The 25,538-nt window shown below is 74.0% G+C and carries 28 protein-coding genes, 1 tRNA gene and 2 pseudogenes; 14 read left to right on the top strand and 17 right to left on the bottom strand.

The genetic code is table 11. The features are described 5' to 3' along the window. Nucleotides 1–669 carry a RibD family protein gene (locus DMP15_RS26585; protein ID WP_337826617.1) on the bottom strand — a complete coding sequence of 223 codons (669 nt, stop codon included), beginning with the start codon at nt 667–669 and terminating at the stop codon, nt 1–3. Between the two features lie 92 nt (nt 670–761). On the opposite strand from DMP15_RS26585, the gene DMP15_RS26590 reads away from it, so the two are divergent. After that, nucleotides 762–1,742 carry a zinc-dependent alcohol dehydrogenase gene (locus tag DMP15_RS26590; RefSeq protein ID WP_073577583.1) on the top strand — a complete coding sequence of 327 codons (981 nt, stop codon included), beginning with the start codon at nt 762–764 and terminating at the stop codon, nt 1,740–1,742. On the opposite strand, the gene DMP15_RS26595 is transcribed toward DMP15_RS26590, so the two are convergent. After that, nucleotides 1,736–2,386 (bottom strand): GTP cyclohydrolase II, encoded by a 651-nt coding sequence (locus tag DMP15_RS26595; protein WP_100880827.1) that lies wholly within the window; start codon nt 2,384–2,386, stop codon nt 1,736–1,738. The genes DMP15_RS26590 and DMP15_RS26595 overlap by 7 nt on opposite strands. Before the next feature lie 12 nt (nt 2,387–2,398). Between DMP15_RS26595 and DMP15_RS26600 the strand changes: the two genes are divergently transcribed. Next, nucleotides 2,399–3,142, top strand: a complete 744-nt coding sequence (locus DMP15_RS26600; RefSeq protein WP_337826722.1) for a creatininase family protein — start codon at nt 2,399–2,401, stop codon at nt 3,140–3,142. A gap of 60 nt (nt 3,143–3,202) precedes the next feature. On the opposite strand, the pseudogene DMP15_RS26605 reads toward DMP15_RS26600, so the two are convergent. The 4 genes and pseudogenes from DMP15_RS26605 to DMP15_RS26620 all read right to left on the bottom strand — a co-directional run. Continuing rightward, a pseudogene (locus tag DMP15_RS26605) lies at nt 3,203–4,048 on the bottom strand (lysylphosphatidylglycerol synthase domain-containing protein); the annotation flags it as partial. After that, on the bottom strand, nt 4,045–4,869 hold the full coding sequence (locus DMP15_RS26610; protein WP_443217703.1) for an SAM-dependent methyltransferase: 825 nt from the start codon (nt 4,867–4,869) through the stop codon (nt 4,045–4,047). The pseudogene DMP15_RS26605 and the gene DMP15_RS26610, both read right to left, overlap by 4 nt. Nucleotides 4,870–4,910: 41 nt before the next feature. Beyond that, nucleotides 4,911–5,975, bottom strand: a complete 1,065-nt coding sequence (locus tag DMP15_RS26615; protein ID WP_073577582.1) for a glycosyltransferase — start codon at nt 5,973–5,975, stop codon at nt 4,911–4,913. Further along, complete coding sequence (locus DMP15_RS26620) at nt 5,972–6,370, bottom strand: 6-pyruvoyl trahydropterin synthase family protein (RefSeq protein ID WP_073577581.1); 399 nt, start codon at nt 6,368–6,370, stop codon at nt 5,972–5,974. The genes DMP15_RS26615 and DMP15_RS26620 overlap by 4 nt, the downstream gene beginning before the upstream one ends. Before the next feature lie 288 nt (nt 6,371–6,658). Between DMP15_RS26620 and DMP15_RS26625 the strand changes: the two genes are divergently transcribed. After that, on the top strand, nt 6,659–6,805 hold the full coding sequence (locus tag DMP15_RS26625; protein WP_157818460.1) for a hypothetical protein: 147 nt from the start codon (nt 6,659–6,661) through the stop codon (nt 6,803–6,805). Here the strand turns inward: DMP15_RS26625 and DMP15_RS26630 are convergent. After that, nucleotides 6,774–8,021, bottom strand: a complete 1,248-nt coding sequence (locus DMP15_RS26630) for a YbfB/YjiJ family MFS transporter (protein WP_073577580.1) — start codon at nt 8,019–8,021, stop codon at nt 6,774–6,776. The two genes, DMP15_RS26625 and DMP15_RS26630, sit on opposite strands and share 32 nt — an antisense overlap. A 115-nt stretch (nt 8,022–8,136) precedes the next feature. On the opposite strand from DMP15_RS26630, the gene DMP15_RS26635 reads away from it, so the two are divergent. Next, complete coding sequence (locus tag DMP15_RS26635) at nt 8,137–8,706, top strand: TetR/AcrR family transcriptional regulator (protein WP_073577579.1); 570 nt, start codon at nt 8,137–8,139, stop codon at nt 8,704–8,706. 4 nt (nt 8,707–8,710) lie between these two features. On the opposite strand, the gene DMP15_RS26640 is transcribed toward DMP15_RS26635, so the two are convergent. Further along, the gene (locus DMP15_RS26640) at nt 8,711–10,039 is read right to left on the bottom strand and encodes an MFS transporter (RefSeq protein WP_073577578.1); all 1,329 of its coding nucleotides are present in this window, start codon (nt 10,037–10,039) and stop codon (nt 8,711–8,713) included. Between the two features lie 340 nt (nt 10,040–10,379). Between DMP15_RS26640 and DMP15_RS26645 the strand changes: the two genes are divergently transcribed. The 3 genes from DMP15_RS26645 to DMP15_RS26655 all read left to right on the top strand — a co-directional run bounded on the left by DMP15_RS26645 (nt 10,380) and on the right by DMP15_RS26655 (nt 12,152). Then, nucleotides 10,380–10,452, top strand: a tRNA-Arg gene (locus DMP15_RS26645). Between the two features lie 351 nt (nt 10,453–10,803). Continuing rightward, nucleotides 10,804–11,460 (top strand): GAF and ANTAR domain-containing protein, encoded by a 657-nt coding sequence (locus DMP15_RS26650; protein ID WP_161151607.1) that lies wholly within the window; start codon nt 10,804–10,806, stop codon nt 11,458–11,460. Between the two features lie 308 nt (nt 11,461–11,768). Next, on the top strand, nt 11,769–12,152 hold the full coding sequence (locus tag DMP15_RS26655; RefSeq protein WP_073577556.1) for a hypothetical protein: 384 nt from the start codon (nt 11,769–11,771) through the stop codon (nt 12,150–12,152). Between the two features lie 88 nt (nt 12,153–12,240). Here the strand turns inward: DMP15_RS26655 and DMP15_RS26660 are convergent, their stop codons facing one another. From DMP15_RS26660 to DMP15_RS26685, 6 genes and pseudogenes are all read right to left on the bottom strand, one after another. Next, nucleotides 12,241–13,230, bottom strand: a complete 990-nt coding sequence (locus DMP15_RS26660; protein ID WP_374231837.1) for a ferritin-like domain-containing protein — start codon at nt 13,228–13,230, stop codon at nt 12,241–12,243. A 156-nt stretch (nt 13,231–13,386) separates the two neighbouring features. Next, a complete protein-coding gene (locus tag DMP15_RS26665; protein WP_139282967.1) occupies nt 13,387–13,572 on the bottom strand; it encodes a hypothetical protein in 186 nt (61 codons plus the stop codon). A gap of 570 nt (nt 13,573–14,142) precedes the next feature. Then, the gene (locus DMP15_RS26670) at nt 14,143–14,613 is read right to left on the bottom strand and encodes a hypothetical protein (RefSeq protein ID WP_073577554.1); all 471 of its coding nucleotides are present in this window, start codon (nt 14,611–14,613) and stop codon (nt 14,143–14,145) included. A gap of 309 nt (nt 14,614–14,922) precedes the next feature. Continuing rightward, nucleotides 14,923–15,539: pseudogene (locus DMP15_RS26675) on the bottom strand (response regulator transcription factor). After that, a complete protein-coding gene (locus DMP15_RS26680; protein WP_161151606.1) occupies nt 15,526–16,758 on the bottom strand; it encodes a histidine kinase in 1,233 nt (410 codons plus the stop codon). Before DMP15_RS26680 ends, DMP15_RS26675 begins: the two are co-directional and overlap by 14 nt. A gap of 23 nt (nt 16,759–16,781) precedes the next feature. Then, nucleotides 16,782–17,027 carry a hypothetical protein gene (locus DMP15_RS26685; RefSeq protein ID WP_073577552.1) on the bottom strand — a complete coding sequence of 82 codons (246 nt, stop codon included), beginning with the start codon at nt 17,025–17,027 and terminating at the stop codon, nt 16,782–16,784. Nucleotides 17,028–17,163: 136 nt separating this feature from the next. Here DMP15_RS26685 and DMP15_RS26690 point away from each other — a divergent pair, with 136 nt between their 5' ends. Next, nucleotides 17,164–18,726 carry an alpha/beta hydrolase gene (locus DMP15_RS26690; protein WP_073577551.1) on the top strand — a complete coding sequence of 521 codons (1,563 nt, stop codon included), beginning with the start codon at nt 17,164–17,166 and terminating at the stop codon, nt 18,724–18,726. 322 nt (nt 18,727–19,048) lie between these two features. Here the strand turns inward: DMP15_RS26690 and DMP15_RS26695 are convergent, their stop codons facing one another. Beyond that, nucleotides 19,049–19,351, bottom strand: a complete 303-nt coding sequence (locus tag DMP15_RS26695; protein WP_073577549.1) for a putative quinol monooxygenase — start codon at nt 19,349–19,351, stop codon at nt 19,049–19,051. Nucleotides 19,352–19,568: 217 nt separating this feature from the next. On the opposite strand from DMP15_RS26695, the gene DMP15_RS26700 reads away from it, so the two are divergent. The 4 genes from DMP15_RS26700 (at nt 19,569) to DMP15_RS26715 (ending at nt 21,484) form a co-directional block, all read left to right on the top strand. Beyond that, on the top strand, nt 19,569–19,835 hold the full coding sequence (locus tag DMP15_RS26700) for a hypothetical protein (RefSeq protein ID WP_073577548.1): 267 nt from the start codon (nt 19,569–19,571) through the stop codon (nt 19,833–19,835). A gap of 71 nt (nt 19,836–19,906) precedes the next feature. Beyond that, nucleotides 19,907–20,299 (top strand): ANTAR domain-containing protein, encoded by a 393-nt coding sequence (locus DMP15_RS26705; RefSeq protein WP_073577547.1) that lies wholly within the window; start codon nt 19,907–19,909, stop codon nt 20,297–20,299. Beyond that, nucleotides 20,296–20,856, top strand: a complete 561-nt coding sequence (locus DMP15_RS26710; RefSeq protein WP_073577546.1) for a type 1 glutamine amidotransferase domain-containing protein — start codon at nt 20,296–20,298, stop codon at nt 20,854–20,856. The genes DMP15_RS26705 and DMP15_RS26710 overlap by 4 nt, the downstream gene beginning before the upstream one ends. Before the next feature lie 193 nt (nt 20,857–21,049). Beyond that, complete coding sequence (locus DMP15_RS26715; protein ID WP_073577545.1) at nt 21,050–21,484, top strand: GlcG/HbpS family heme-binding protein; 435 nt, start codon at nt 21,050–21,052, stop codon at nt 21,482–21,484. Between the two features lie 79 nt (nt 21,485–21,563). On the opposite strand, the gene DMP15_RS26720 is transcribed toward DMP15_RS26715, so the two are convergent. Together DMP15_RS26720 and DMP15_RS26725 are read right to left on the bottom strand one after the other, a co-directional pair. Continuing rightward, nucleotides 21,564–22,307, bottom strand: coding sequence for a TetR family transcriptional regulator (locus tag DMP15_RS26720; protein ID WP_073577544.1), 744 nt, complete (start codon nt 22,305–22,307; stop codon nt 21,564–21,566). 129 nt (nt 22,308–22,436) lie between these two features. Beyond that, entirely contained in the window at nt 22,437–23,222 is a 786-nt protein-coding gene (locus DMP15_RS26725; protein WP_253066884.1) for an IclR family transcriptional regulator, read from the bottom strand. Nucleotides 23,223–23,339: 117 nt separating this feature from the next. Between DMP15_RS26725 and DMP15_RS26730 the strand changes: the two genes are divergently transcribed. Both DMP15_RS26730 and DMP15_RS26735 read left to right on the top strand, forming a co-directional pair. Further along, nucleotides 23,340–24,125, top strand: a complete 786-nt coding sequence (locus tag DMP15_RS26730; RefSeq protein WP_073577542.1) for a maleate cis-trans isomerase family protein — start codon at nt 23,340–23,342, stop codon at nt 24,123–24,125. A 7-nt stretch (nt 24,126–24,132) separates the two neighbouring features. Continuing rightward, nucleotides 24,133–25,473: an SLC13 family permease gene (locus DMP15_RS26735; RefSeq protein ID WP_073577541.1), complete on the top strand. Its 1,341-nt coding sequence runs from the start codon at nt 24,133–24,135 to the stop codon at nt 25,471–25,473. Nucleotides 25,474–25,538 lie beyond the last annotated feature (65 nt).

Consider the following 25,538-nt stretch of genomic DNA (forward strand, 5'->3'; position numbering starts at 1 on the left):
TCAGGACGCGCGGTAGCGCAGCAGCACCAGGTCGCCCATCGGGCGTGCCTCCACCAGGGACATGCCGCGCTGCGGGCACTGCGGGAACCGGCCGTCCTGCACGAAGCGGGGGGCGCGGGCGTCGCCGACGAAGAACGGCGCGACGACCACGTGCAGCTCGTCGACCAGCCCGGCGGTGAGGAACGCGGTGTGCACGCCGCCCCCGCCCTCGACCAGCAGCCGTCGCACGCCGCGGGCGGCCAGGTCGTCGAGCACCGCGCACGGGTCCGGCGGGTCCCCCGCGGCGACGACCTCGGCGGCGTCGCCGAGCAGGTCCCGCAGTGCGGGGGCCGCGTGGCCCGCGGTGAACACCAGCGGCGCGTCCCCGCCCGCGAACACCCGCGCCGCCGGGTCCAGCGAGGACCCGGTGGTCAGCACGACCCGCCGCGGCGACGGCGGGCGGCCGTCGGCGACCCGCCCGGCCCGGCGCTCCGCGCAGCGCACCAGCAGCCGCGGGTCGTCGGCGCGCACGGTCCCCGCGCCGACCAGGATCGCGTCCACCCCGGCGCGTACGGCGTCGACGCGGTCGAGGTCGCCCGCGTCGGAGAGCACCAGCGTGTCGGGACCGGCGTCGTCGATGTAGCCGTCCAGCGACATCGCGACCGACGCCAGCACGTGCGGCCGGTCCATCAGATCACCTCCGTGTACCGGGCAGGCGCCCGATACGTCCGGATACTGTCGGGGCCGTCGGCGCGCCGCGCGCCGGGATCGGGGACGGTGGAGTGGGGCACGAGGCACGGGCGTTCTGGCTGGCCGCACCGGGGCACGGCGAGATCCGGACGGTGCCGGTGCCCGACCCCGGGCCCGACGAGGTGCTCGTGCGCACCCGGTACACCGCGGTCAGCCGCGGCACCGAGACCCTGGTGTTCCGCGGCGAGGTCCCGGAGTCCGAGCACGAGCGGATGCGCGCGCCGTTCCAGGACGGCGACTTCCCCGCCCCGGTGAAGTACGGCTATCTCGCGGTGGGCGAGGTCGAGCAGGGCCCGCCGGAGCTCGCCGGGCGGACCGTGTTCTGCCTGTACCCGCACCAGAGCCGGTTCGTGGTGCCCGCCGACGCGGTCACCGTCGTCCCCGACGACGTGCCCGCCGCGCGCGCGGTGCTCGCCGGCACCGTCGAGACCGCCGTGAACGCGGTGTGGGACGCCGCCCCGCTGGTCGGCGACCGGATCGCCGTCGTCGGGGCGGGGATGGTCGGGGCGTCGGTGGCCGCGGTCCTGGCCGGGCTGCCCGGCGCGCGGGTGCAGCTCGTCGACCCCGACCCGGACCGGGCCGCCGTCGCCGCGGCGCTCGGCGTCGGGTTCGCCTCTCCCGACGACGCCGAGGGCGACCGGGACCTCGTCGTGCACGCCAGCGCCACCCCGGCCGGCCTGGCCCGCTCGCTGGAGCTGCTCGCACCGGAGGGCGAGGTGGTCGAGCTCAGCTGGTACGGGACCCGCTCGGTGCCGCTGCCGCTGGGCGGGGCGTTCCACAGCCGCCGGCTCACCATCCGCGCCAGCCAGGTCGGCACGGTGTCCCCGCGCCGGGCGCGCCGCGGCTACGGCGACCGGATGGCGCTGGCGCTGCGGCTGCTCGCCGACCCCCGGTTCGACGCCCTGGTCGGCGGCGACTGCACGCTCGACCAGCTGCCCACCGTGCTCGCCACGATGGCGGCGGACGGGCCGCCGTCGCTGTGCCTTCGGGTGTCGCACCACGGGGGTCAGTAGCCGGTCGCGGTGTGGCCGCGCGGCGCGTCCGGCGCGGCGTCGACCTGCGGCAGGACGTGCCCGAGCCGGTCGCGCTTGGCGGTCAGGTACCGCACGTTGTGCTCGTCGGCGGGCTCCAGCACCGGCACCAGCTCGGTGACGACGATGCCGTACCCGGTCAGCGCCTCGACCTTCGCCGGGCTGTTGGACAACAGCCGCACCCGGCCGATCCCGAGGTGGCGCAGCACGACCGCGGCGGCCCCGAAGTCGCGCACGTCCACCGGCAGGCCCAGCGCGACGGCCGAGTCGATGGTGTCCAGGCCGTCCTCGTCCTGCAGCACGTGTGTGCGGATCTTCGCGAGCAGGCCGATGCCGCGGCCCTCGTGCCCGCGCAGGTAGACGATCACGCCGCGGCCCGCGCGGACGACGGCGTCGATCGCGATCGACAGCTGCGCCCCGCACTCGCAGCGCCGCGCGCCGAAGACGTCACCGGTGAGGCACTCGGAGTGCATCCGCACCAGCGGCGCCTCCACGTCCGCGGGGTCGCCGTGCACCAGCGCGAGGTGCTCGGGACCGCCCTCGTACTCGCGGAAGGCGATCGCACGGAACTCCCCGTGCCGCGTGGTCAACCGGGACTCGGCGAACTCGTGTCGGTCGTCGTGCACCGTTGCTCCTCCATGATCGGGCAGGGCCGTGAGAGCCTCGCCTGCGTGAATCCCCTCCCGGTCGACACCACCGAGGACGTCCGGGAGCGAGGTGCCTCCGTGGCCCTGCTCCCGGTCGGGAGCCTCGAGCAGCACGGACCGCACCTGCCCCTGACCACCGACACCCTCGTGGCGTCCGCGGTGGCCGCCCGGATCGCGCAGGCCCACCCCGTGCGCGTCCTGCCACCACTGACGATCTCCTGCTCCCACGAGCACGCCGCGTGGGCGGGCACCGTGAGCATCTCCGCGGCGACGCTCGGCGCGGTCGTCTCCGACGTCGCCGCCTCGCTGCGCGCTTCCGGCACCACCGCACTCGTCCTGGTCAACGCGCACGGTGGGAACCACGTCCTGCGCAACGTCGTCCAGGAGGCCTCGGTCGGGCCGCTGCCCATGGCCCTGTTCCCCGTCTCCGAGGACTGGACCGCCGCCCGCCGGGCCGCCGGGTGCGCCACCTCGAACACCGCCGACATGCACGCCGGGGAGCTGGAGACCTCGATCCTGCTGCACACCGTCCCCGACCAGGTCCGGCCGTCGTACCGCGCCGCCGACCACGTCGCCGACGAGCGGCCGTACCTGCTCACCACCGGGCTCGCGGCCTACTCCGCCGGCGGTGTGGTGGGACGGCCGTCGCTCGCCACCGCCGACAAGGGCCGGGGCCTGCTCGACGCGCTCGTGGTCGCCTTCGAGGGGCACCTGCGGGCGCTCGCCGGGCGCTGACGGCGCGGTCCCCCGGGCCGCCCGGCGGCGCCGCAGCACCACGAGCGCGCCCGGTGCGACCCCGACGAGCGCCAGCACCCCGTAGGCGACGGCGGCGGCGAGCCCCTCGGCCGCGGACAGTCCGACCGCGGCGAACCCGGCCGCTGCGGCCGCCTCGCGCGGCCCCCACCCGCCGACGGTCAGCGGGATCGTCATCGCCAGCAACGCGACCAGCAGCAGCGGCAGCAGGACGGTGAGCGGGGCGGTCGCCCCGGCCGCCCGCGCGGCCAGCACGAACAGCGTGAGGTGGCAGGCCAGTGCCCCGGCCGAGGTCAGCACCACCCCGGCCGCGGTGCGCGGGCGCAGCACGGTGCGCGCGTCGGCCCACACGCGGCCGAGCCGGGCGCGCAGCAGCCACCCGACCCCGGCGAGCGCGGCCACGACGACGACCGCGGGCAGCACCGCGCCGCCCGGGACCGCCCCGGCCGCGGCCCGCAGCAGGTCCGGCTGCAGCGCCAGGACGAGGGCGACGGCCGCCACCGCGACCAGGTGCCCCGCGACCCGTTCGAACACCACGGCCCGGACCCCGGCACCGAGGTTCCCCTCGCTGCGCCCGTGGCTGACCGCGCGGTGGACGTCGCCGAGGACCCCGGCGGGCAGCAGCGAGTTGAGGAAGGTGGCGCCGTAGCAGTCGGCCACGGCGCGTCGCGCAGTCAGGCCGAGCCCGATCGAGCGGGCGACCATCCGCCACCGCCAGGCGCTGAGCACGGTCGCGACCGCGCCGAGCAGCAGCGCGGCGACGACCGCCGCCGGCCCCACGCCGCGCAGCCGCTCCAGCACCGGCCCGACACCGACCTGCACGACCAGCGCGGCCAGCAACCCGGCCCCGGCAAGCAGCCGCAGGGCCGGACCCACCCGGCGTCTCATGGCCGCTCCCCCGGGACCACCAGCAGGTCGATGTGCCCGACCGACACGGTGAGCTTCCCCGCGTCGAGGGCGCGCTCGCGCCGGTCACGGTAGGCGCCTGCGTGTGCGGCGAGGCCGGGACGCTGCGCGCACGCCGCGTCGAGCCGTCCGGCCAGCCACTCGCGGAGCAGCGCGGGCCGGTCGGGGCCGAGCCGCCACGGCGAGTCGGCGGTGCGGACCCGCGCGCCGTGCCGGGCGAACGCGGCCGCCGCGGCGGCGGGGGCGTCCGGCCCGAGCATCCGCCGGCCGTTCTCGTCGCGGCGCTGGTGGTCGTCGAAGGCGGCGCCGATCTCGGCGTCGAGCGGGTCCTCGGGGTGCAGCCGGACCCGGCCGGACACGGTCAGGGTGAACAGCACGGGGCAGCCGGCGGCCGTGCAGACAGCGGCCAGGGCGTCCATCTCGTCCGCGGTGAGCAGGTCGAGCAGCGCGGAGGCGGTGATCAGCGACGTCCCGGCCAGCAGGTCGGCGCCGAACCCGGTGAGGTCGCCGGGCCCGGCTCCACCGGTCACCCCGCCGGGGAGCGACGCGACGGCGTGGGAGAGCACGACGGGGTCGCGATCGTGCAGGACCCAGTGCTGGCCACCGGGCCGGGCGAGGTGCGGGGCGAGCCAGCGGCCCATCGACCCGGTGCCGCAGCCGAGGTCGCGCACCAGCAGCGGACCCGGCGGCAGGAGGTCGCGGACGGCGTCGGCGAGCGCGGTCGAGCGGGCGTCGGCGTCGGCGGGCTCGCGCAGGGCGAGCCACTCCGGCGGGCAGACCGGGTTGCCCGCCGCACCCTGGATCGGGACGGCGGTGTGGTCGATGCCGCGGTCGGCGGCGGCGCTCACGGCAGCACCGCGCCGAGGGCGCGGGCGGTGTCGGCCCAGCCGTCGAGCCGGTCCCTGCGTTCCCGGGCGGCGGCGCGCAGGTCCGCCCGCATCCCCGGGTCGGTCAGCCAGGACCGCAGCGCGCCGGCCAGCGCGTCCCGGTCGCCGGGGTCGACGAGCAGCCCACCGTCGCCGAGCGCCTCGGGCACCCCGCCGACCGCAGCGGCGATCACCGGGACGGCCCGGGCCAGCCCCTCGGTGACGACCATCCCGTAGCTCTCGGTGCGCGAGGGCAGCACGAGCAGGTCCGCGGAGGCGTAGGCGGCGTCGAGGGCGGGGCCGGTCAGCGGGCCGGTGAGGGTGATCCGCCCGGCCAGACCGTGCCGGTCCACCGCCGCGCGCACGGCCACGGCGTGCGCGGGGTCGCGGTCGAGCGGCCCGGCCAGGCGCAACGTCCACTCCTGATCGGCGACGCGGGCGAGGGCCTCGACCAGCAAGTCGTGGCCCTTGGTCGGGGTGAGCGCCCCGACCGCGAGCAGCCGGGTACCGGCCGGGTGCGCGGACGTCATCGGGGCAGGGTCCACCCCCGGCGACGCGACGTGCACGCGGGCGAGGGGCAGCTGGTGCAGACGGACCACCCGCCGTGCCGTCCATCGGCTGGTGGTGACGACGGCGGCTGCCGCGTGCAGCGCCGCGCGCTCCCGGGCCCGGCGGTCCGCGACGACCGCCGCGGCGAGCCCGTGCTCGTCGCCCAGCGGCAGGTGCACCAGGACGACCACGCGTACCCGGCCGGTGTGACGGGCGAGGACCCCCGGCGCGGCACAGGCGACGAGCCCGTCGAGCAGCACCGACCCGCCGTCCGGGACGCCCGTGAGCGCCGCGTCGAGCCGCTCGAGGGCGGCCCGGTCCGGGTCCGGCCAGCCGCCCACGACGGCGATCTCCCGCACGGGACGGTCGAACGCGGCGCAGACACCGCGGTCGTAGCGGTTCCCGCCGCTCGGCGAACGCGGGTCGTCGATCCCGGCGGGGACGACGACGTGCACCGCACGCCCCGTGGTGCGGGGCGGTGCGGGAGCCGTCACAGGTCCCGCTCGTAGCTCGCCCACGCGACGTGCGACTCGTGCAGCGTCACCGTCACGCCGGTCAGCCCGCCGGCGTTGCCGCCGAGCTTCCCCGCGCCGATGCGGTCGGCGAGCCGGTCCGCGATCGCCCGGGCCAGGAACTCGGTGGTCGTGTTGACGCCCGCGAACTCGGGGTGGTCGTCGAGGTCGCGGTGGTTGAGGTCGGCGAGCGTCTCCGCGAGCTGCGCGGTGGCCAGCCCGATGTCGACAACGATCCCGTCCGGGTCCAGCTCAGGGCGCCGGAAGGTGGCGTCGACGAGGAAGGTCGCGCCGTGTCGCTGCTGCGCCGGTCCGAAGACCTCGCCGCGCAGGCTGTGCGCCACCATGACGTGGTCCCGGACGGTGATGCTGAACAATCGGTCCTCCTGCGTGCGGCGCCCCCTGAACCGGATGTCCAGATCAAAAGCGGGCAATGTTCATGAAACCACCATGCGGGCGACGCGGCGACCGAGCCGCGTCACGGGGTGGCCCGCGCTGGTCACGCGTATGCGCCCGGCTGCTGCGACCTGTCACCGGTGCTGCTCCGAGCGGATGAGGCGTGACACACCATCGTCACCTTTGAGGCAACTGTGTCTCAAGGGCTACTCTCGTGGCGCGATGCGGACACAGCAGCGTCCGAGTCGACCACTACGAGGAGGTAGCCGATGACCACCCACGAGACCCCGATGCCGTCCTGGTCCGAGACCCTGCGGGACGCCGGCCGGCGCACCGGGAACGTGCTCCGCGCGATCTGGGTGGGCATCGACACCTGGAGCGCCGTCACGCACGGCCGCGCCCCGGCCCGTCGCTGACGCCCGTCCCCCGGTGCGGCACGTCCGCGCCGGGGGACGCCGTCGTCCAGGACCGGTCCGCGTCCGGCGGCGCCAGCCGCGGGTGCAGCTGAGCCCAGGCCAGCAGCCCCAGCGCGGCGGCGACGGCGAACGTCCCCGCCGTCCCGATCCGGCCGGCCAGCCCCCCGGCGAGCGGTGAGCCCACCGTCTGGCCGACGCCCAGGGCGAGGCACGCCCACGTGACCGCGCGTGCGGGAGCGCCCGGGAGGATGTGTGCGGCCCACAGGATGCACAGCCCGGTCAGCCCGATGTAGCCGGCACCGAACAGGCCCGCCGAGACGACCGCACCGGCCAGGCCCGGCTCCGGCAGGGCGAGCAGGGCGATCCCGGCCGAGAACAGGGTCCAGACGACGAGCCCGACCGTTCGCAGCCCGTACCGCTGCGCCGCCCGTCCCACCGCGCCGCCGACCACACCGACCACACCGATCGCACACCAGGCGACGGTGCCGACGACCGGCCCGGCGCCGAGCTCGTCGAGCCGCGCGGTCGAGAAGGTCCAGTACGGCGCGCTGACCAGCCCCAGCAGCCCGGCGACGGCCAGCAGCGGCAGCACCCGGTCGTGCCCGCGCTGCGCGGGCGCCGCCTCGGGGACCCCCCGCGGCAGCGACCACGCGGCGGCAGCAGTGACGACGACCGCGACCAGACCGAACCCGAGCCAGACGGCCCGCCAGTCCCCCGGCAGCAGCGGCGTGAACGCGGTCAGCGCGAGCCCCGCCCCGGTGCCGGTGTTCGCCCAGGCCTGTGCCCGGGTGCGCGCGGCCGCACCGACCGTCTCGACGACGAGCTGCGCCACCCCGGGCGTCGCGATGCCGGCCCCGGCCCCCGCCACCACGATCGCGGCACCGAACACCACCACGCCGGGTGCGAGGGCCATGAGCAGCAGCCCCACCGTCGCGGAGACGGCGGCCGCGATCGTGGCGCCGCGCGCCGACCGCGCCGACAGCGCCGGAGCGGCGAGCAGCCCGAGGACGTAGCCGGCCGTGGAGAGCCCGCCGAGCACGCCGACCGCGGCCGGGGTCAGGCCGAACGTCTCGGTGAATCGAGGCACGAACAGTCCGTAGGCGTAGCGGGCGACGCCGTAGCAGAGCGCGATCACCCCGGCGCCGAGCAGCGCGGTGGTCCACCAGGGCCGGTCGGTGGCGGGTGCAGGTCCGGGCCGTTCACAGGTCGCCGTCATGCCGCTAGTGAACAGACCGGTATGTTTTTTTGCAACTCGCGCCGATTGACGGTGTTGTTTCTGCTGCTAAAGTCGGTCAACAGAACAGACCGTTCGGTTTGGTACAGGAGGATGTATGGCACGCACACGGCGCGGCGACGCCGGGGCGAAGGTGCTCGACGCCGCGTCCCGGCTCTTCTACCGGGACGGCATCAACGCGGTCGGGGTGGACACCGTCGCCGCCGAGGCGGGCGTCACCAAGACGGCCCTGTACACGAACTTCGGCTCGAAGGACCGGCTCGTCGTCGCCTACCTGCGGGACCGCGACCGCCGGTGGCAGTCCGACATCGACCGGATCACCGCCGACCACGCGTCGCCGCGGGACCGGATCCTCGCCGTGTTCGACGCCTACGAGACCTGGCAGTCCCGGGAGGGCTTCCGCGGCTGCGCGTTCCTCAACGCGGCCTCCGAGCTGCCGCGCCTCGACCACCCGGCCCGCGAGGTCGTCCGGCACCACAAGACCGCGTTGCGCAGCTACCTGCAGGCCCAGGTCGAGCGGCTGGGGACGGCCGAGCCGGCCCCGGCGCTCGCCGGGGCCCTGATGATCCTTCTGGAGGGGGCTGCTGCGATGGCGGTGGTCGAGCGCGGGACGGGGCCGATCCGCGCGGCCCGGGAGGTCGCCGACGGACTGCTCCCGGCGCCCTGAACGGTCACACCGGGACGGGTCCGTGCGGGTGCTGGTCGTCGACGACGAGCCGGTGCGCGTGGGTCCACCCGTGCACCGACGGGCTGGCGGTGACGACATGGGCGTGGTCGGCGTCGTGGTCGTGGCGGTGCCGCACGAGGTCGGCGCCGGCCGTCGGCCAGACCGTGACCGCCACCCCGAGCGCGACGACGGCGAGCGCGGCGAGGACCGACCAGGTGACCGTCCAGCCGGCCGAGACCGCCAGCCAGCCGGTGAGCGGGTAGGTGACCAGCCAGCAGGCGTGCGAGAGCGAGAACTGCGCGCTGAACAGGGCCGGCCGCTGACCGGGCCCGGCCGAGGTGCGCAGCAGGCGACCGGTGTTGACCATGATCCACCCCGGGCCGAAGCCGACCAGCGCCCACGCGAGTGCCGCGGTCGTCCACGACGGTGCGGCCGCCAGCAGCAGGGTCGCGCCGGCCGCCAGGCAGGAGACCGCCGCGCCGGCCAGCATCACCGTCCGGACCGGAAGCCGCCGGGCGGCCCACGGGGAGGCCAGCGCCGCCACGGCCGTCCCCGCGCCGGACACCGCGAGCAGCAGCCCGACATCGGCTTCGGTGCCCCCGAGGAGGTCGCGGACGACGTTCACCGTCGTCACCAGCGACACCACCCCCACCGCGGCGACGACGGCGTCCAGCGCCAGCAGCCCCCGCAGCTGCGGGACCGCCCGGAACAGCCGGACCCCGAGCAGCAGCCGGGTCGCGAAGCCGCCCTGCGCGCGGCCCGCGACCGGCGGGACGGCCGTCGACGCCACGAGGACCGCGGAGAACACGAACCCGGCACAGGTGCCGACGAACAGCGTCGAGTAGCTCATCACCGCGACGGCCGCCGCGGCCAGCAGCGGGCTCAGCACCGTCTCCGCGCTGCTCGCGAGCTGCGAGGCCGACAGCGCCCCGGCGTAGTCCCGCTCGTCGGGCACGACGTCGGGGACGACCGACTGGAACACGGGGGTGAACGTCGCCGAGGCGACCTGGAGCACCGCGACCAGGACGAACACCTGCCAGATCCCGGTCACCCAGGGCAGGACGAGCACGACCGTCGCGCGGACGGCGTCCGCACCGACCATCAGCATCCGTCGCGGGACCCGGTCGGCGACCGCGCCGACGACCGGCCCGACGACGACATAGGCCACCATCTTGATCGTCAGCGCCGAGCCGAGGACGAGCGCGGCCCGCTCGCCGGCCAGGTCGTAGGCGAGCAGCCCGAGCGCGACCGTCGTGAGACCGGTCCCGGCCAGGGCGACGACCTGGGCCGTGAACAGACGGCGGAACCGCGTGTTCCGGAACAGCGATCGCACTGGCCCTCCCCTGTCGACTGCGGGGACCGTAGAACGATTTCCCGATCGCCCCAACGGATCAGTTGCCAGACGGGAGCAGCAGCCTGCCGGCGTGAACTGCGAGGTGGCGGCGGCATCGTCCCCGTTCCACGAATCCGCAGGTCAACGCGGCCCGTGGCACCGTTCCGGCTGCGAGGAGGTCGCTGTCGCCGTGCACTCGCAGAAGCCTTCCGGTGTCGTAGTGGGCGACGTCACGGCGACGATTCCCGGATTCCGTGCGGAACGGCGGATCCGCCGTTCCGCGGCGCGGCGGGCGGCACCGGCGGTCCGGCGGGGAGGCGTCCGGGTAGGCTCCCCTCAGGCCCTCGTAGCTCAGGGGATAGAGCACCGCTCTCCTAAAGCGGGTGCCGCAGGTTCGAATCCTGCCGGGGGCACGCAGGTCAGAGGCACAACGACGATCCTCCGACCGATGCCGACAGGTCTTCACGACGACCGACCAGCGGTCGAGCAGCCGGCATCGACCGACCACTGCACAGCGGACGTCCCTCCTCGACCACGAGGTCGGCTTCTGCCACGCCCCATGCCGCAGGCGGGCATGCCTGGTCGCGGGACCGCCGCGAAAGACTCAGGCTTGGCCAGGGCCTGACATCGAGGCGGGGTCGCCCTCCGGGATTGGGCGAGCAGTCTCCGAGTGCGCAGCGAGAACCGGACCAGCGTGAGCTTTCGAACACTGTCCGATGGACAACTCAGCAGACGTCGGAGCCGCCGTACTCAGGCTTGTCGCGATGAACGACGCCGATCCCGGTCCTGTTCTCACCGACCTCGTGGAGTCCGTCCATCGCATCTCCGGGCTGCCGGCGGGAGCAGCACTGCTGTCGGACGGGGCCGTGCGTGGCGTCGTGCGGTCCGGCCCCGCCCAGCCCCTCGAAGCCTTGTCCGCAGGCTTCGGCCAGGGACCTGGCGGCGAGTGCGCCCGTACAGGTCGCCCCGTCCTCTGTCCGGACCTGAGGCGCGAGCGGCCCCGGTGGCTCGTGTTCGCCACGAAGGCGATCGCCGCCGGGGTCGGCGCTGCCTGGGCCCTGCCCATCCGCCACGGGGACGACACCCTCGGTGCACTGCTGATCCTCGGGTCCGGGACGGGAGACGCGGACCTGCGTGTGGCCGAGGTGCTGGTCGAGGCGGCGGCCGTCTCGCTGCTTCGAGCCGCGGCGGCCGAACGGATCGCGCTGGAGTCGAGCCAGCTCCGGGCCGCCCTGGCGAGCCGGGTCGTCGTCGAGCAGGCGAAGGGGATGCTCGCCGCCCACGGCACCGTCGATGTCGGCACCGCGTTCGCCTGCATGCGCAGCCATGCGCGTCGCAGCGGGAAGCCACTTCGCGACCTGGCAGCGGCCATCGTCCGCGGGGACGTCAATCCCGCGATCATTCTGCACGTCGACAGATGACGATCATCAAGCAGCGTCGGCACACTATTCGCAACGGGACACATGGCAGTTTTCACTCCATTGAGTGACATCAGATCTGTGCGAACCGCAACGTATAGCAGGATCCACATAGAGTCGGCCTGTCTTGCATATTCGCAGTTCACAGCCCCGCGCAGGTCGACGCTTCGCAGACCGAGACCACTTCGTTCATCTCATTACGGCGATTTTCACCACCCACCCCCGGCGCTCCGAACAGCGACTGCCCTATAGCGTCGTAATCAGCACTTCGGTCTACCCCGTTTGTGCATCACATTCAGAGGAGAGCATTCATGCGTAAGTCCGTGCGTACCCTCGTCGCCTCCGCGATGGCCGTTCCGATGACCGTCGGGGTGGCCGGCATGGCGTTCGCCGACGAGGGCGACTCCACCCGCGAGCAGTCCCAGACCACCGAGGGCACCGTGGCGGGCGAGCAGGGGTCCACCACCGAGCAGAGCAGCTCCAGCTTCGCCCCGGTGACCCAGCTCAACCCCGCCTTCAACGTCTCCGACGTGCTGGGCTTGAGCGACTTCGCCAACGAGGACTCCGAGGGCGGCAGCAGCCAGTCCGTCGTCCAGGACAACTCGATCGACTCGACCAACGAGCAGGGCAACAGCGCCTCGACCGAGCAGGCCCAGAAGAGCGTCCTCGACCAGGTCACCGGTCTCGGGGGCTGAGAACGGCCACCCACAGAGAGAAGGGCCGGTTCACCACGGTGTGGTGAACCGGCCCTTTTCCGTGTCAGGGCGACCTGGTCTCGCGGGGTCAGCCGTTCGCGTCGCTGGTGTCCACCGTCCCGTTGACGCCCTCCGGGAAGAACCCTCCCGACGTGACGGCCTCGGGGTTCAGGTAGACGATGTTGAGAACCTGACCCGGGGTCCGGGAGAACGCGATCGAGTTCTCGTCGGCCGGGACGATGTTGGCGTTGCCGTTGCCGTCGACGATTCCCTGGTCCAGATCGGACGGCCCGTCCAGCGAGTCCCGGGCGTCGGAGATCTTCCCGACCACGTCGGCCGCACCGCCCTGGAGCAGCAGGGTCCGCACCAGACCTGCGTGGTAGGCCTCGACGGCGAGGATGCCGGCGGCCGCCTCCAGGAAGGTCTTGTTCGACACCAACGGCGCCGCGCCCTTGTAAGCGGTGACGCCGACGTCCTCGAAGATGAAGGCGCCGAGCAGGAAGCTCGTCTCGTCCTTGAACGGGTCGAACGTCTCGTTCTTGCCGATCACCCCGGCAGCCTGCGCGGCTGCGGTGAAGGCCTCCTGCAGGTTGATCTCCGGACGCGCCACGCGGGCCTCGCCCAGGGCGGAGCGCAGGAAGTCGACGTGCGCCCGCTCGTCCTGCGCGATCTCCTCGGCGTACTGGCGGCCGATCTTCGTCTCGAATCGGACCTTGTAGCCGCCGGTGACGCCGCCCAGGTCTCCCTTGCCGTCGATCTGGGAGTCCTTCAGACCTTCGCCGGTGACCGCGCGCAAGTAGAACTCGGCCTCCAGGTACTCGAGGTTGAGCGCGAAGTTCAGGACGGCGGCGTCGGAGACTCCGCCGTCCTCGCTGCCGCCGCCGCTGTCACCGAGACCGAGCCCGCCCAGCAGGCCGCCCTCGCTTGCGGACGCGATGCCGCTGCCGAGAACACCGAGACCGGCAACCCCCGCACCGGTGAGCCCGGCCGCGCGCAGGAAGCGACGACGGTCCATCGCGTTGTCGGTGCTGCGCTCGATCGAGTCGTTCAGGAACTTCTTCGTGAAACCGTGAAACACGAGGTCTCCTCGTGTCGGCCCGACGGGGCGACCGGGTCCGGGGCCGCATCTCCGAGGTCGGGATTCGTGGGGCGCCACTCCGGAGCCCCTGCCCTGAACAACGACACGCCCGCCATGGCAGTAATCCCCCAAATGGGGGATGCAGACGGTGGGACCTCAGAGCCTGGCTCGGGCAGCGCTCTCGATCGCCACCCTCGCCTGCAGCAACAGCCTGGCCCGTGACACGACGTCCTGCGCCTCCGACGAGGTCAGAACTCCCGCGGCGACCACGGTCGCGATGCGGTGAGGAAGCTCCTCGACCAGGGCGATGTGGGCTTCCAGCGAGATCTCGTCTTCCGCCAAGGACACACTCTCTGCCGATAGCGCACCACCAGCGCGCTCGACGTCCGCGGGCACAGGGTCCGGGCGACCACGGCAGTCGGATGAGCCCCCGAAGCTACGTCATAGCGCGCAACCGAGCCCCAAGCCACCGGGCGTGGAGCCATTCGTGGCGCGAACTCGCGCCCACTCACCCCCGTGGAGCCATTGACGCCCGGCCCTCTGCCACTGAAATCCCTGTTCACCGGCTATCGAAACAGATAGGTGAAAGCTCCTAAAGCGGGTTCCGCAGGTTCGAATCCTGCCGGGGGCACTACACCGTGACTAGCGGAAACGCTGGTCACGATCGCAAACGACTTCGTGCCGTGGAACGAAACCCGCTGCGGCCGGGCCACGCTCGGGGTCCCGCACGAGTTCGCCGAGGGCACACCTCACGGCAAGCACGGGTAAGCATGCGTCACCTGCCTGCCGCCCGGGGCCTGCGACACCGGCGGCCGGTCCCTCGGGAGCGGACCGGCATGGTCGCTCGCCGGCTACACCCCGTCCCCGATGGCGGACACCGGCGACGACATCTGCTCGGCGTGATCGAGGAGGTCAGTCCCTCTCGTGCGGTCGCGCGGCGTGGCCCGGGCGCCCGCGCGTGCGGCGCTGCTCCTTCATCTCAGCCTCCATCAGATGCCGCCGCCCACCGACCAACGCGTCGCGCACCGCTCGGTCCAGGTCCAGCGTGGTGCGGTAGTAGCCGTCGTCGTACTCCTCCACGACCTGGAAGCTCCACCGCCCCGCGACGACGTTGAGCCCGATCAGCTCGGTGGTGATCCGGTCCGCCAGATCGTCGCGACCCATCTCCCGCAGGCCGCCGACGACCTCGTCGAGCATCTCGTCGGCGTACCCGGTCATCTGGTGGAAGGCGTAGAGGTGCCCGCGGGCCCGTTCGATCGTCTCGACGGCCTCGGCCAACTTGCCCACCGTGGTCACCGCCTCGTCCGACACACCGTCCGGTCGGCGGTGCTCTGGGGCCGGTCGGTCGTCGTCGCGGCGGTCCTGCCGACAGCTCTCGGACATGCGGGGGTCTTCCCGGTTCCGGCGGCCAGGAACCGTCCTGCCGTACTCCCGCCCTCGGCGCCGTCCGCGACGGCACCGAACGGAGCAGTGAGCGCAGCGCGCGACCGAAGCCCACCGTGGCCGACAATCGGTGCGCACCGTGTCCGGCGCCGTTCATCGACGCTGCCGCGGTGTTCGGTGATCGTCAGCGGAGCGCGACCGAGAAGTGAACTCGACGCAGTAGGCATCGGGATGGATGCCGGAGTCGAGCACACGACCCGGGGACGGGCCGACGCCGGTGCGGGGCCGTGGTCCGGCGTCCAGCCGACGTCAGAGCCAGCCGCGTTCGTGCGCGTGGCGCGCGGCGTCGTGGCGGGTGGCGGTGCCGGTCTTCTGCATCGCGCTGGACAGGTAGTTGCGGACCGTCCCGTGGGCGAGGTGCAGCCGGCGGGCGATGTGTGCCACGGAGTAGCCCTCGCGGGTCTCGGCGAGGGCGTCGATCTCGCGGTCGGTGAGCGGGCAGTCGTCGATCACGGATGCTCGAGGACCTCGTGGGCGATCCACCGACGCCCGGCCCGCAGCTCGTGGACGACCGCGACGATGTCCTCGGGGTCGGCGCTCTTGCTCATGAACCCCTGCACCCCGAGCTTGAGCGCCCGGCGCAGGACACCCGGGCGGGCGTGCCGGGTGAGCATGAGCACCGCCTGCTCGGGGTGGTGTTCCCGGATCCGCGCGACGGCGTCGAGGCCGTTGGCCCCGGGCATCTCCAGGTCGACGACGAGCACGTCGGGACGGTGCTCGAGGGTCTCCCGAACGGCCCCGTCGCCGTCCTCGGCCTGGGCGACGACGACGATCGTCCCGTCCTGGGGCAGCAGCGCCGCCATCGCGGTCCGCAGCAGCTTCTCGTCGTCGGCCAGCACGATGCGGACGGGCTCAGCGCCGGCCATGGCCCCCACCTCCCGTGGGTCGGGCCGTGCCGGTACCGCGCGTGCCCGCCCCGGGGCTCGCGAGCCGGGCCGCCACGGTGAACGTCGTCGGGGTGGTGGTCACGTCCAGGTCGCCGCCGGCCGCGGCCAGGCGGTCCCGCAGGCGGGCGAGGCCCCGCAGCTCCGGTCCGGCGTCCGCGGCGGGGGCGACCCCGTCGTTGGTGATCTCGACCCGGGTCGCCGACGTGGTGATGCGCACGGTGCTCGGGCGGGCGTGGCGGAGCAGGTTGGTCGTGGCCTCGCGCAGCACCTGGGCGAGCAGCGGGTGGGCGGGGGCGGCGCCGGGGTCGTGGTGGACCTCGACCGTGATCCCGGCGGCCTCGCCCAGCCGACGGGTGTTCTCCAGCTCGGCGGTCAGGTTGAGCTGGTGGCGCGCGTGGGCGAGCTCGCGGGTCCGGGTGAGGGCGTCGTCGACGAGTCCCCGGATCTCACCGAGCTCGGCGACGGCCGTCGCGGTGGCGTCCTCGCCGCCGCCGCGGACGAGGCCCTGGGCGTAGGCGGCCTTGAGCTTGATGACGTGCAGCGAGTGCCCGTGGATGTCGTGCAGGTCGCCCGCGAACCGCATCCGCTCGTGGGCGACCGCCAGCTCGCGCTCGGCCTCGCGGGCCCGTTCCAGACGACGCACGACGACCCACGCGTACTCGGAGACGACGATGACGCCGGCGACGAACAGGGTGCCGAGCAGAGGCAGGAGCACGTACTGGCCGGCGAGGGTCACGGTGGGCGGCCGGGGCAGGAGCGCCGCGGCACCGGACGCCGCGACGACCACGGCGAGCGCACCGACCCACACCCGCCGGTGACGCGGGCGGGCGGACACCAGCAGCGACCCGATGAGCGCGAAGGGCACGAAGGTGATCGGGCTCGCGGCGCTCAGGGCCGCGACGAGCCAGTTCACCCCGGTGAAGGCCAGGGTGAACACGGCGCCGCGCGAGTAGCCGTCCAGGCTCCACTGCCGCAGCACCCCGAGGGCCAGGACCAGACCCACGGCGACGATCAGGCCCTCCCACCAGCTGTGCGCCGTGAGCACGACACCGACCACGCACAGCGGGGCGATGGCGGCGAGGGCGGTGAGCATCGCGGCCCGGCGCGCCCGGGCGGCCGCGGTCCCCGCGGCCGCACCGGTGTCGGCGCCATCGCTCACGACGACATCGGTCACGGCGGCGGCATCGGAGTCGGTCACGGGGCTCCCGGTGGGGCGGTCGGTCACGACCGCGTCGGCTGCGGGCGGCGCTGCTTCAGCGTGCGCCCGACCAGAGTCTTGCCGATCAGCCCCACGACGAGCACGGCGAGCGCCACCCACTGCAGGGATCCGTTCCGCAGGAAGAACGCGGTGACCGGCTCGGGCAGGACGGTGAACAGCCCGGTGTCGTAGGCGAGTCCGACGTAGGCGATGACCACGGTCACGGAGAGGACGGTGACGGCGGTGAGGACCAGGTCCAGCAGCTTCATGGTCGTCAACGGTCCGGCACGCTCCTCGGCGACGGTAGTGACACGGCGTCATGTGCTGCGGTGACCTCACGCCACTGTGCCACCGGTGCGTGCGCGGGTGCGATGGGACACGACCCGATCGACCCGAGGAGACGACATGTTCCGCTCACACCTGCTCCGGCTCGCCGTGGGAGTGGTGTCGCTGACCGCCGTCGCCGCCTGCGGCGCCCCCGCCCCACCCGGAGCAGCCGCCGCGGCCGCGACCACACCGCCACCACAGCTCGCCGCCGTCCACGACCAGCAGATCACCTGGCAGCCCTGCGACGGGTTCGCCACCTCGGCGGCCGACCGGGCCCTCTACGCGAACGACCGCTTCGACTGCGCACGCGTCCAGGTCCCGCTGGACTACGCCGACCCCGACGGCCCCCGCGGGCAGGTCGCCCTGCTCCGGGCGAAGGCACGCGGCGAGAAGATCGGTTCGCTGCTGGTCGACCCCGGCGGTCCGGGTGGGTCCGGAGCGAGCTTCGTGGCCTCCCTGGGCCCGGTCTGGGACAACGTCCCGGTCGGGGAACGCTTCGACGTCATCGGGTTCGACCCGCGCGGAGTCGGCGCATCGACACCTCGGGTGGACTGCTTCACCGACGCCGAGACCGATCGCAACGCACTGCCCTCGACCTACCTGTTCGATGTCGCCGACACCGACCGGGCCCGCGACATCGCCCGCCGCTGCACCGACGCGACCGGCGGAGTCGAGGCGCTGACCAGCGTCGGGAGCGACAACGTCGTGCAGGACATGGACGTCCTGCGCGCCGCCCTGGGCGAGGAGAAGCTCACCTACCTCGGCTACAGCTACGGCAGCGAGCTCGGTGCGATGTACGCCCAGACGTTCCCGCAGAACCTGCGCGCCATGGTCGTCGACGGCGCCGTCGACCCCGACATCTCCGAGGCACAGCTCCGTCTGTCGCAGTTCGCGGCCTGGCAGAAGGCCTTCGACGGCCTCGCCGCCACCTGCGCCACCGAGCCGGACTGCCCGCTGGGCACCGACCCGGCCCGCGCGACCGAGGTCTTCCAGGACCTCACCCGCCCCCTGCTCGACCACCCCGCCCCCACCACCGACGGCCGCACACTCACCTACACCGACATGGTCCCGGCCGTCTACAGCTCGTTGTTCTCCCCCGCCCAGCGCCCCCAGCTCCTCCAGGGCCTCCGTGACCTGGCCGCAGGACGCGGCGACACGCTGCTCGCCCTGCGCGACGCGGCCCTCGGACGCGGCCCCGACGGCCACTACGGCGGCTCCACCCACATCGACGCCAACCTCGCCACCCGCTGCATGGACAACCCTCGCCGCACCCCCGCCGAACAGGCCGAACTGCGTGACCGGGCCCGGCGAGCCGCCCCGTTCCTCGACCCCGGCCGCCCCGGCGGACCCACCCACTACGAGTGCGAGGGGTGGCCCGAGCCCCCCAGCCGGACCCTCCCCTGGAGCACCGACACGGCCGGGCTGCCACCCACCCTGACCCTCTCGCTGACCGACGACCCGGGAACCCCCTACCAGGGCGGTGTCCACCTCGCCCGAGCTCTGGGCGGCAGCCTGCTGACCGTCGAGGCGGCCCAGCACGGCATCGCCCTCTACGGCGGCAACGCCTGCGTCGACCGGGCCGTCACCGACTACCTCGTCGACCTCGTGACGCCGCCGCCGGGCGCGCGGTGCGGCGGCTGACCGGCCTCGGGAGCCCGGCCCCACGCACGATCAGCGGTGCCGTGCTCCCGGTGGACCGGGACAGCGCCGTGCGGCGGTTCTCGCCGCCGGTCACCCGCCGTGCCCGACAGCCGTACCACCGGCTTCCCGGGAGGGACACCATGACCGCGCTCCGCCGGACGACCGGCATCCTGCGCTCGGACCCACGGGGGCTGACACACGTGGCGTCGCGCGCCTGGCGGGTCCTCGGCGGCGCGGGTGCGGCCCGGGAGCGCCCCCGTCCTCCGGGCGCGGTCCCGGGCCGCTGATCCACCGCACCCGTTCCCGCCCGGGAGTGCCCCGGTCAGGGCAGCTTCGACGCCACGACGTCGAGCCGCACGATGTCGGGCGCCGTCGCGAACAGCTCGTCGGCCCGCTCACCCAGCGCCTGGCCGACCCGGCCCTGCAGGTGGGCGGTGCGGCCGTCGTCGTCGGGGAAGAAGTCGACGATCGCGTACGTCGTCGGACCGAGCCTGACGGCGAACCAGGCCACGGTGGCCGGCTCCTCACCGACCAGTGAGCGCCCCGCCTGCAGGAACTCCTCGACGTCGCTCTCCTTGCCCGGCCGCGCCTCCAGTGTCACGAGCAGTCCCACTCCGACCGACATGTGTTCTCCCCTCGACGGTGGTCCGATCCGGCTGCCCGGGTCCGGCCGAGATCAGGATGGGAGGCGCGGAGGGCCGCGGCCTCGGCCCGCCGGGTCCGACCTCGGCGGTGTGGCTGGACGTGCCGGGCCGGGTCACGGCACCGAAGCGCGACCCCGCTCCCCCCGCTGCCGCCGGGTCGTACCGGGCGGTGACCACGCACCATGTCCGTTCGGTGTAGTGCAGGTCCAGATCCTGCCCGGCCTCGCCCGCCGGTGCGGTGACAGGGCCGCGCCGGTCACCCCCGACCGCGTCCTGAGCGTCGCCGAGCTCGAGGCCCGCAACCGGGCCCGGGTGATCTCCCGGGCACGGACACACGGCCTGCTCCGACCGCCGGTGCCGGCCTGCCCCGGCCGGGGCGGCCACGGCCCGCCGGGCCGGACCTCGACGGTGTCGCTGGCCATGTCGGGCCCGATCGCGGTGCCCCGGGGCTCTCTAGCGTCGTGACCGCGCCACAAGGACCCGCCGGGCCCGGCGCACCAGCTCACCGCAGCCACCGGAAGGGGAGCACACCCCTGATGTCGCCACAGCTCGCCACCGACCACCCGGGACGGGAACGGCCCCGCACGGCCACCGGACCCGACCAGGACCCGACCACCGTGCTCCAGCGGCGGGTGGACAACCTCGCCCGAGCCTTCCACACCCGGGACGCGATCGGTCAGGCCAAGGGCATCCTGGTCGCCCACTACGGCATCGAGGCCGACGAGGCGTTCGCCCTGCTGACCCGCATCTCCCAGCACACCAACACCAAGCTCGCCGACCTCGCCCTCACCCTGGTCACCCGGGTCCGCGAGCGCAGACCGGCACTCCCGCAGCACTGCCGCGTCGTCACCGAGGTCGTCCAGGGCCTGCTCGAGCGGCCCGGGCACCCCGGCGCCGGCCGGCCCGTCCGGGACGGGGTCGACCGGTGACGGCCGGGGACCTGCACGGCCGGACGGTCGCGATCCTCGCCGCCGACGGCGTGGAACGCGTCGAGCTCGACCTCCCCCGCGGCGCGCTCTACGGCGCCGGGGCCCGGGTCGAGGTGCTGTCCATCCACACCGGATCGCTGTGGACCCGGGAGTGGGACAAGGACCCCGCGGGCACCGTCACCGTCGACCGGGAGGTCGCCGAGGCCTCGGTCGACGACTACGACGCCCTGCTGCTGCCCGGGGGCACGGTCAACCCCGACCAGCTGCGCACCCACCCGGTCGCGGTCGAGTTCGTTCGGAACTTCGTGGCCACCGGCAGGCCGGTCGCGGCGGTGTGCCACGGCCCGTGGACCCTCGTCGAGGCCGACGTGGTCCGGGGGCGCCGGCTCACCTCGTGGGCGAGCATCCGCACCGACCTGCGCAACGCCGGCGCCGAGGTCGTCGACGAGGAGGTCTGCGTCGACGGCCAGTTCGTCACCAGCCGGTCCCCGTTCGACCTCCCCGCCTTCTGCGCCGCGATCGTCACCCGGTTCGCCGCCGTGCCCGCCCGGGCCTGACCGACGCACCGAGCACGGGGCGGACAGCACACGGACCCGTCTGCGGGAGGACCCGCCACCCGATGCCCTCCGCCATCGCCACCGCCCGCGTGGACGGCCGGACCGAGGTCGTCCGCACCCCCTCCGGAACCGGCTGCCCGAGCAGACCGGCCGGACCGCCGCACCCGGCGGCCGGCCCCGAAAGGACACGACGATGCGACAGATCGAGACAGTGACCCTCGAGGAGGCCCGCCGGGTGATCGCCGCGGGCGAGCGGAAAGCCCACGAGATCGGCTCTCCGAGCAACGTGGCGGTGGTCGACGCGGGCGGGAACCTGGTGGCCCACATCCGGATGGACGACGCCTGGATGGGCAGCATCGACATCTCGATCAACAAGGCCTTCACCGCACGGGCCTTCGACATCCCGACCGGCGACCTCGCGACGAGCTCCCAGCCCGGCGAGCAGTTCTTCGGCATCAACGGCTCCAACCACGGCCGAGTGATGATCTTCGCCGGTGGGGTGCCGCTGCACGGGAGCGACGGGAACGTCGTCGGCGCGGTCGGGGTCTCGGGAGGCAGCGGGGAGCAGGACCGGGTCGTCGCCGAGGCCGCCGAGGCCGCGTTCCGGCCCGTCCCGGCCCCGGCCTGACCACCGGCCCGAGTGACCGGAGCCCTCGTGGCGGCGCTCCTCGGGGCCCGCGCGTCCGTCCCGGCCCCGGCGGGTCCGATCAGCCCGCGGTGAGGAAGGGCTGCAGGAGGACGTCCGCGACCTCCGTCGCGATCTGATCCAGGGACAGCGGGCCGTCGGGGCGGTACCAGGAGTGCAGGTTGCCCAGGGCCCCCAGCGCCGGCAGCACGGCGATGCTCGCCCGTCGGGGCGGGACGCCGTGCTGCTCGGCGACCTCACGCGCGAGGGACCGGAAGACCTGTCCGTGCTCGCGGCGCAGCTCCGCGAGCCGGGAGGCGATCGCCGGGACCGGCACCGACATCAGGAAGAGCGAGGCGAACGCACGGAAGTCGCGGAACTCGATGATCGCCTGCTCCACGAACAGCAGCCGCAGCCGCTCCCCCGCGGGCAGGTCGCGCGCCGCGATCGCCCGGAGCCGGTCGAGCACCTCGGCGTGCCCGTTCTCCACGGTGCGGAGGAACAGCTCCTCCTGGGAGGAGTAGGAGTGGTGGAGGCTGGGGCCCCGCAGGTCCAGCCGGGCGCCGATCTCGTCGAATCCCGCACCCTCGTAGCCGCGCTCCGCGACGACGTCGGCGGCGGTGTGCTCGACGAGCGGCGACGGGCGGCCCGCTTGCGGGCCACCCGGTTCTCCCCGGCGTCGTGAACCCCTGATCGCGCCCCTGCAGTGTCTCCAGCAGGCGATCGAGGACAGCGCGGTCACGAGCTCGTGCAGGTCACCGGGGTCGAGGGGCGCGCACCCGGGGTCGACGTCACGACCGCTGCGGGACCGCCCGGCCAGGTCCACCGCGCGGTCGATGAGTCGTCGACGTGATCCCGAACGAACACGGGACGGCGCAGGGCGATGCACCGACCTCCCATCCTCGGAACTACCAGCGGCCCGGACGCATCCCGTCCAGGACGGGACGCCCCGCACTCAGCCCCGGTCGGCGGGCGGACGGCCTCCCAGCTCGTGGGTCGCGTCGCGGGCGGCCGTGACGACCGGGCCGACGAGCCGTTCGACGTCGGCCGGACCGATACGGGAGGTCGGGAACCCCACGCCGAGGACCACGGCGAGATCCCCGGTGTGGTCGCGGACCGGGGCGGCGACCGAGCCGACGTCGGGATGCCGCTCCCCGAACGCCACCGCGACACCGGCGGCGCGCACCTCGTCGAGCTGCCGGTCCAGCTCCACGGTCGAGGCCGGGGTGCGGTCGGTGAACCGTTCGAGCGTGGCCTCCCCCAGCTCGCTCCGGGCGCCCGGATCGAAGGCGAGGAACACCTTGCCGGGCGCGCCGGCGTGGATCGGCATGACCATGCCGACCCGGAACGGCCGCATCACGACGTGCCGGGTCTCGGCGGCGGCGACGATCGTCCGGAAGGTGCCGTCACGGACGTAGAGGCAGGCGCTCTCGCCGGTCTGGTCGCGCAGGTCCGCCAGGAGCGGCCGGAGCAGCCGGACCGCGTCGAGCCCGAGTGCCCCCGGCGCGGCCCAGCGCACCAACGCGATCCCGATCCGGTAGCGGTCGCCGTCCCGGTCGAGATAGCCCTCGGCCACCAGGTCCTGCACGAGGCGCTGACACGTGCTCGACGGCAGCCCGGTCGCTTTCGCCAGGTCCCGCAGCGTGGGCTCGGGGGACTCCAGGGTGAAGCTGTCGAGGATCGAGCTGATCTTGCGCAACACCAGCGTGCCACCGCGCCCGTCCCCCTTGCTCCCCGTCACGAGATCACCCTCCGGCCGTCGGTCGCCTGTTGACATCGCAGCCTACAGCCCGGATTCTGGGTTGGCCACCCACTATGTGGGTTCAGATCACGGCACAACGGAGTGAGGTCCCCGCACATGACCGGTTTCACGCAGTCCGGAGCCCCCGGAGCGTCGCCCCCTCGGCCGACCCGCGTCGGCCTGATCGTCCCGAGCTCGAACACGACGATGGAGACCGAGCTCCCCGAGCTGTTCGCCCGTCAGACCGCGGCCACCGGGCACCGGTACACGTTCCACTCCGCACGCGCGGCACTGAAGAACGTGACGCGCGAGGAGCTGCTCGCGATGGTCGGGAAGGCCGCCGAGTGCGCGGTGGCCGTGTCCGACGCCGACGTCGACGTCATCGCCTACGCCTGCCTCGTGGCCGTCATGGCCCAGGGCCCGGGCGCGCACGCGGAGTCCGAGCGGCTGATCGCCGAGGCGGCCGCCGGCAACGGCCACCCCGCCGAGGTCGTCAGCAGCGCCGGAGCCCTGGTCCGCACGCTGACCGGGATGGGCGTCGGCCGCGTCGCGATGATCACGCCCTACATGCGGCCGCTCACCCGGATGGTCTCCGACTACGTCGAGGGCTCGGGGATCGAAGTGCTGGACGCGACGAGCCTGGAGGTCGACGACAACCTCGCCGTCGGCTGCCTCGACCCCGGTGCGCTGCCCGGGATCGCCCGCAGGCTCCGGCTCGAGGGGGCAGAGGCCGTCGTCCTGTCCGCGTGCGTGCAGATGCCGTCGCTGCCCGCCGTCCAGGCCGTGGAGGACGAGCTCGGGCTGCCGGTGGTGACCGCGGCCACCGCGACCACCCACGAGGTGCTCCGGGCGCTCGGACACACCCCCGCGATCAGCGGCGCCGGCCGCCTGCTGGCGGGATGAGGGCGTCATGACACTCTCCGTCCTCGCCTTCCTCGTGCTCGTCGCCGCGTTCGTCATCGGTTCGCTGACCAGCATCAGCGCAGGCCTGCTCGCGCTCGTCGCGGCGTTCGGGGTCGGTTCACTGGCCGCCGGCCTGCCGCTTTCCGACGTCATCGGCGAGTTCCCCGCCGGGCTGTTCCTCATCCTGGTCGGGGCGACGCTGCTGTTCGGCATCGTCCGGGAGACCGGGACCATCGACCTGATGGCCTACTGGGCCGAGCGGCTCGCGGGCGGCCGCCGGCTGCTGGTCCCCGTCCTCATGTTCGCCCTGGCCGCGCTGCTGGCCGCCGCCGGCGCGTTCACCCCGGCGGCGATCGCCATCGTCGCGCCCGTCGCCCTGGCCCTGGGATCCCGGTTCGGGATCAGCTCGCTCGCGATGGGGCTGGTCGTCATCCAGGGCGCGAACGCGGGCGCGTTCTCCCCGGTCAACCCGTTCGGCGTCATCGCCAACGACATGCTCGACCAGGCCGGGGCCGGTGGCGACGCGACCCTGCGGCTGTTCCTGTCGGTGTTCGCGTTCAACGCGGTGCTGGCCGTCGTCGCCTACGCGGTCGTGCAGTCCGCCGTCGGATGGCTCGACCGGCGGTCGTCCGCCGCGAACCCGGCGGGCGACACCGACAGCCCGGCGGCCGGGCGGGAGCCCGGTCCGGGCGGCGGCGCGGCCACCGCGGTGGCCGAACGCACGGCCGTCTCCGGGATCACCCGGGTCCGGGCCACCCCGATGCGGATCCTGACCCTCATCGGGATGGGCTCGCTGCTCGTCCTCACCACCGTGCTCGGGATCGACGTCGGGGTGGCGACGCTGGTCATCGCCCTGGTCCTCATCATCGTGCGCCCCTCGGTGCAGAAGCCCGTCATCGACGCCATGCCCTGGTCGGCCATCCTGCTGGTGACCGGCATCGTCACCTACGTCGGCATGCTGGAGACCATCGGCGCCCTCGACGATCTCCAGGAGGGCATCGCCGGGCTCGGCAACGCGTCGCTCGCCGCGCTGGCGGTCAGCTACGTCGTGGGGCTGGTCTCGGCGTTCGCCTCGACGACCGGCACCCTGACGGTGATCGGCCCCGTCGTCGCCCCCATCGCGGCGGACCCGACCCTGTCGGTGGTCGGCGTCGTCACGGCGGTCGGCATCAGCTCGTCGGTGGTGGACACCAGTCCCATGTCGACCAGCGGCGCGCTGCTGATGGCGAGCGCGCCGCCCCGGCTGGAGCGGATGTTCTTCCGCGCCCTGCTCCTCTGGGCGATCGCCATGATCGCGATCGTGCCGGTGGTCGCCTGGCTGCTGTTCGTGCAGCTCGGCATCGGCTGAGGTCGCCGACGCCGACCGGGCGCCCAGGGCCGGGCCATGGCGCCCGGCGGGGCCCCGGCATCCCC

Source organism: Pseudonocardia sp. UM4_GMWB1, assembly GCF_017312155.1.
Taxonomy (GTDB): domain Bacteria; phylum Actinomycetota; class Actinomycetes; order Mycobacteriales; family Pseudonocardiaceae; genus Pseudonocardia; species Pseudonocardia alni.

Bases quoted from the DNA above. Each gene is read 5' to 3' on its own strand.
- DMP15_RS26585 (WP_337826617.1), bottom strand. From the start codon at position 669: ATGGACCGGCCGCACGTGCTGGCGTCGGTCGCGATGTCGCTGGACGGC.
- DMP15_RS26600 (WP_337826722.1), top strand. From the start codon at position 2,399: ATGATCGGGCAGGGCCGTGAGAGCCTCGCCTGCGTGAATCCCCTCCCG.
- DMP15_RS26625 (WP_157818460.1), top strand. From the start codon at position 6,659: ATGACCACCCACGAGACCCCGATGCCGTCCTGGTCCGAGACCCTGCGG.
- DMP15_RS26630 (WP_073577580.1), bottom strand. From the start codon at position 8,021: ATGACGGCGACCTGTGAACGGCCCGGACCTGCACCCGCCACCGACCGG.
- DMP15_RS26635 (WP_073577579.1), top strand. From the start codon at position 8,137: ATGGCACGCACACGGCGCGGCGACGCCGGGGCGAAGGTGCTCGACGCC.
- DMP15_RS26650 (WP_161151607.1), top strand. From the start codon at position 10,804: ATGAACGACGCCGATCCCGGTCCTGTTCTCACCGACCTCGTGGAGTCC.
- DMP15_RS26655 (WP_073577556.1), top strand. From the start codon at position 11,769: ATGCGTAAGTCCGTGCGTACCCTCGTCGCCTCCGCGATGGCCGTTCCG.
- DMP15_RS26670 (WP_073577554.1), bottom strand. From the start codon at position 14,613: ATGTCCGAGAGCTGTCGGCAGGACCGCCGCGACGACGACCGACCGGCC.
- DMP15_RS26685 (WP_073577552.1), bottom strand. From the start codon at position 17,027: ATGAAGCTGCTGGACCTGGTCCTCACCGCCGTCACCGTCCTCTCCGTG.
- DMP15_RS26690 (WP_073577551.1), top strand. From the start codon at position 17,164: ATGTTCCGCTCACACCTGCTCCGGCTCGCCGTGGGAGTGGTGTCGCTG.
- DMP15_RS26695 (WP_073577549.1), bottom strand. From the start codon at position 19,351: ATGTCGGTCGGAGTGGGACTGCTCGTGACACTGGAGGCGCGGCCGGGC.
- DMP15_RS26705 (WP_073577547.1), top strand. From the start codon at position 19,907: ATGTCGCCACAGCTCGCCACCGACCACCCGGGACGGGAACGGCCCCGC.
- DMP15_RS26715 (WP_073577545.1), top strand. From the start codon at position 21,050: ATGCGACAGATCGAGACAGTGACCCTCGAGGAGGCCCGCCGGGTGATC.
- DMP15_RS26730 (WP_073577542.1), top strand. From the start codon at position 23,340: ATGACCGGTTTCACGCAGTCCGGAGCCCCCGGAGCGTCGCCCCCTCGG.
- DMP15_RS26735 (WP_073577541.1), top strand. From the start codon at position 24,133: ATGACACTCTCCGTCCTCGCCTTCCTCGTGCTCGTCGCCGCGTTCGTC.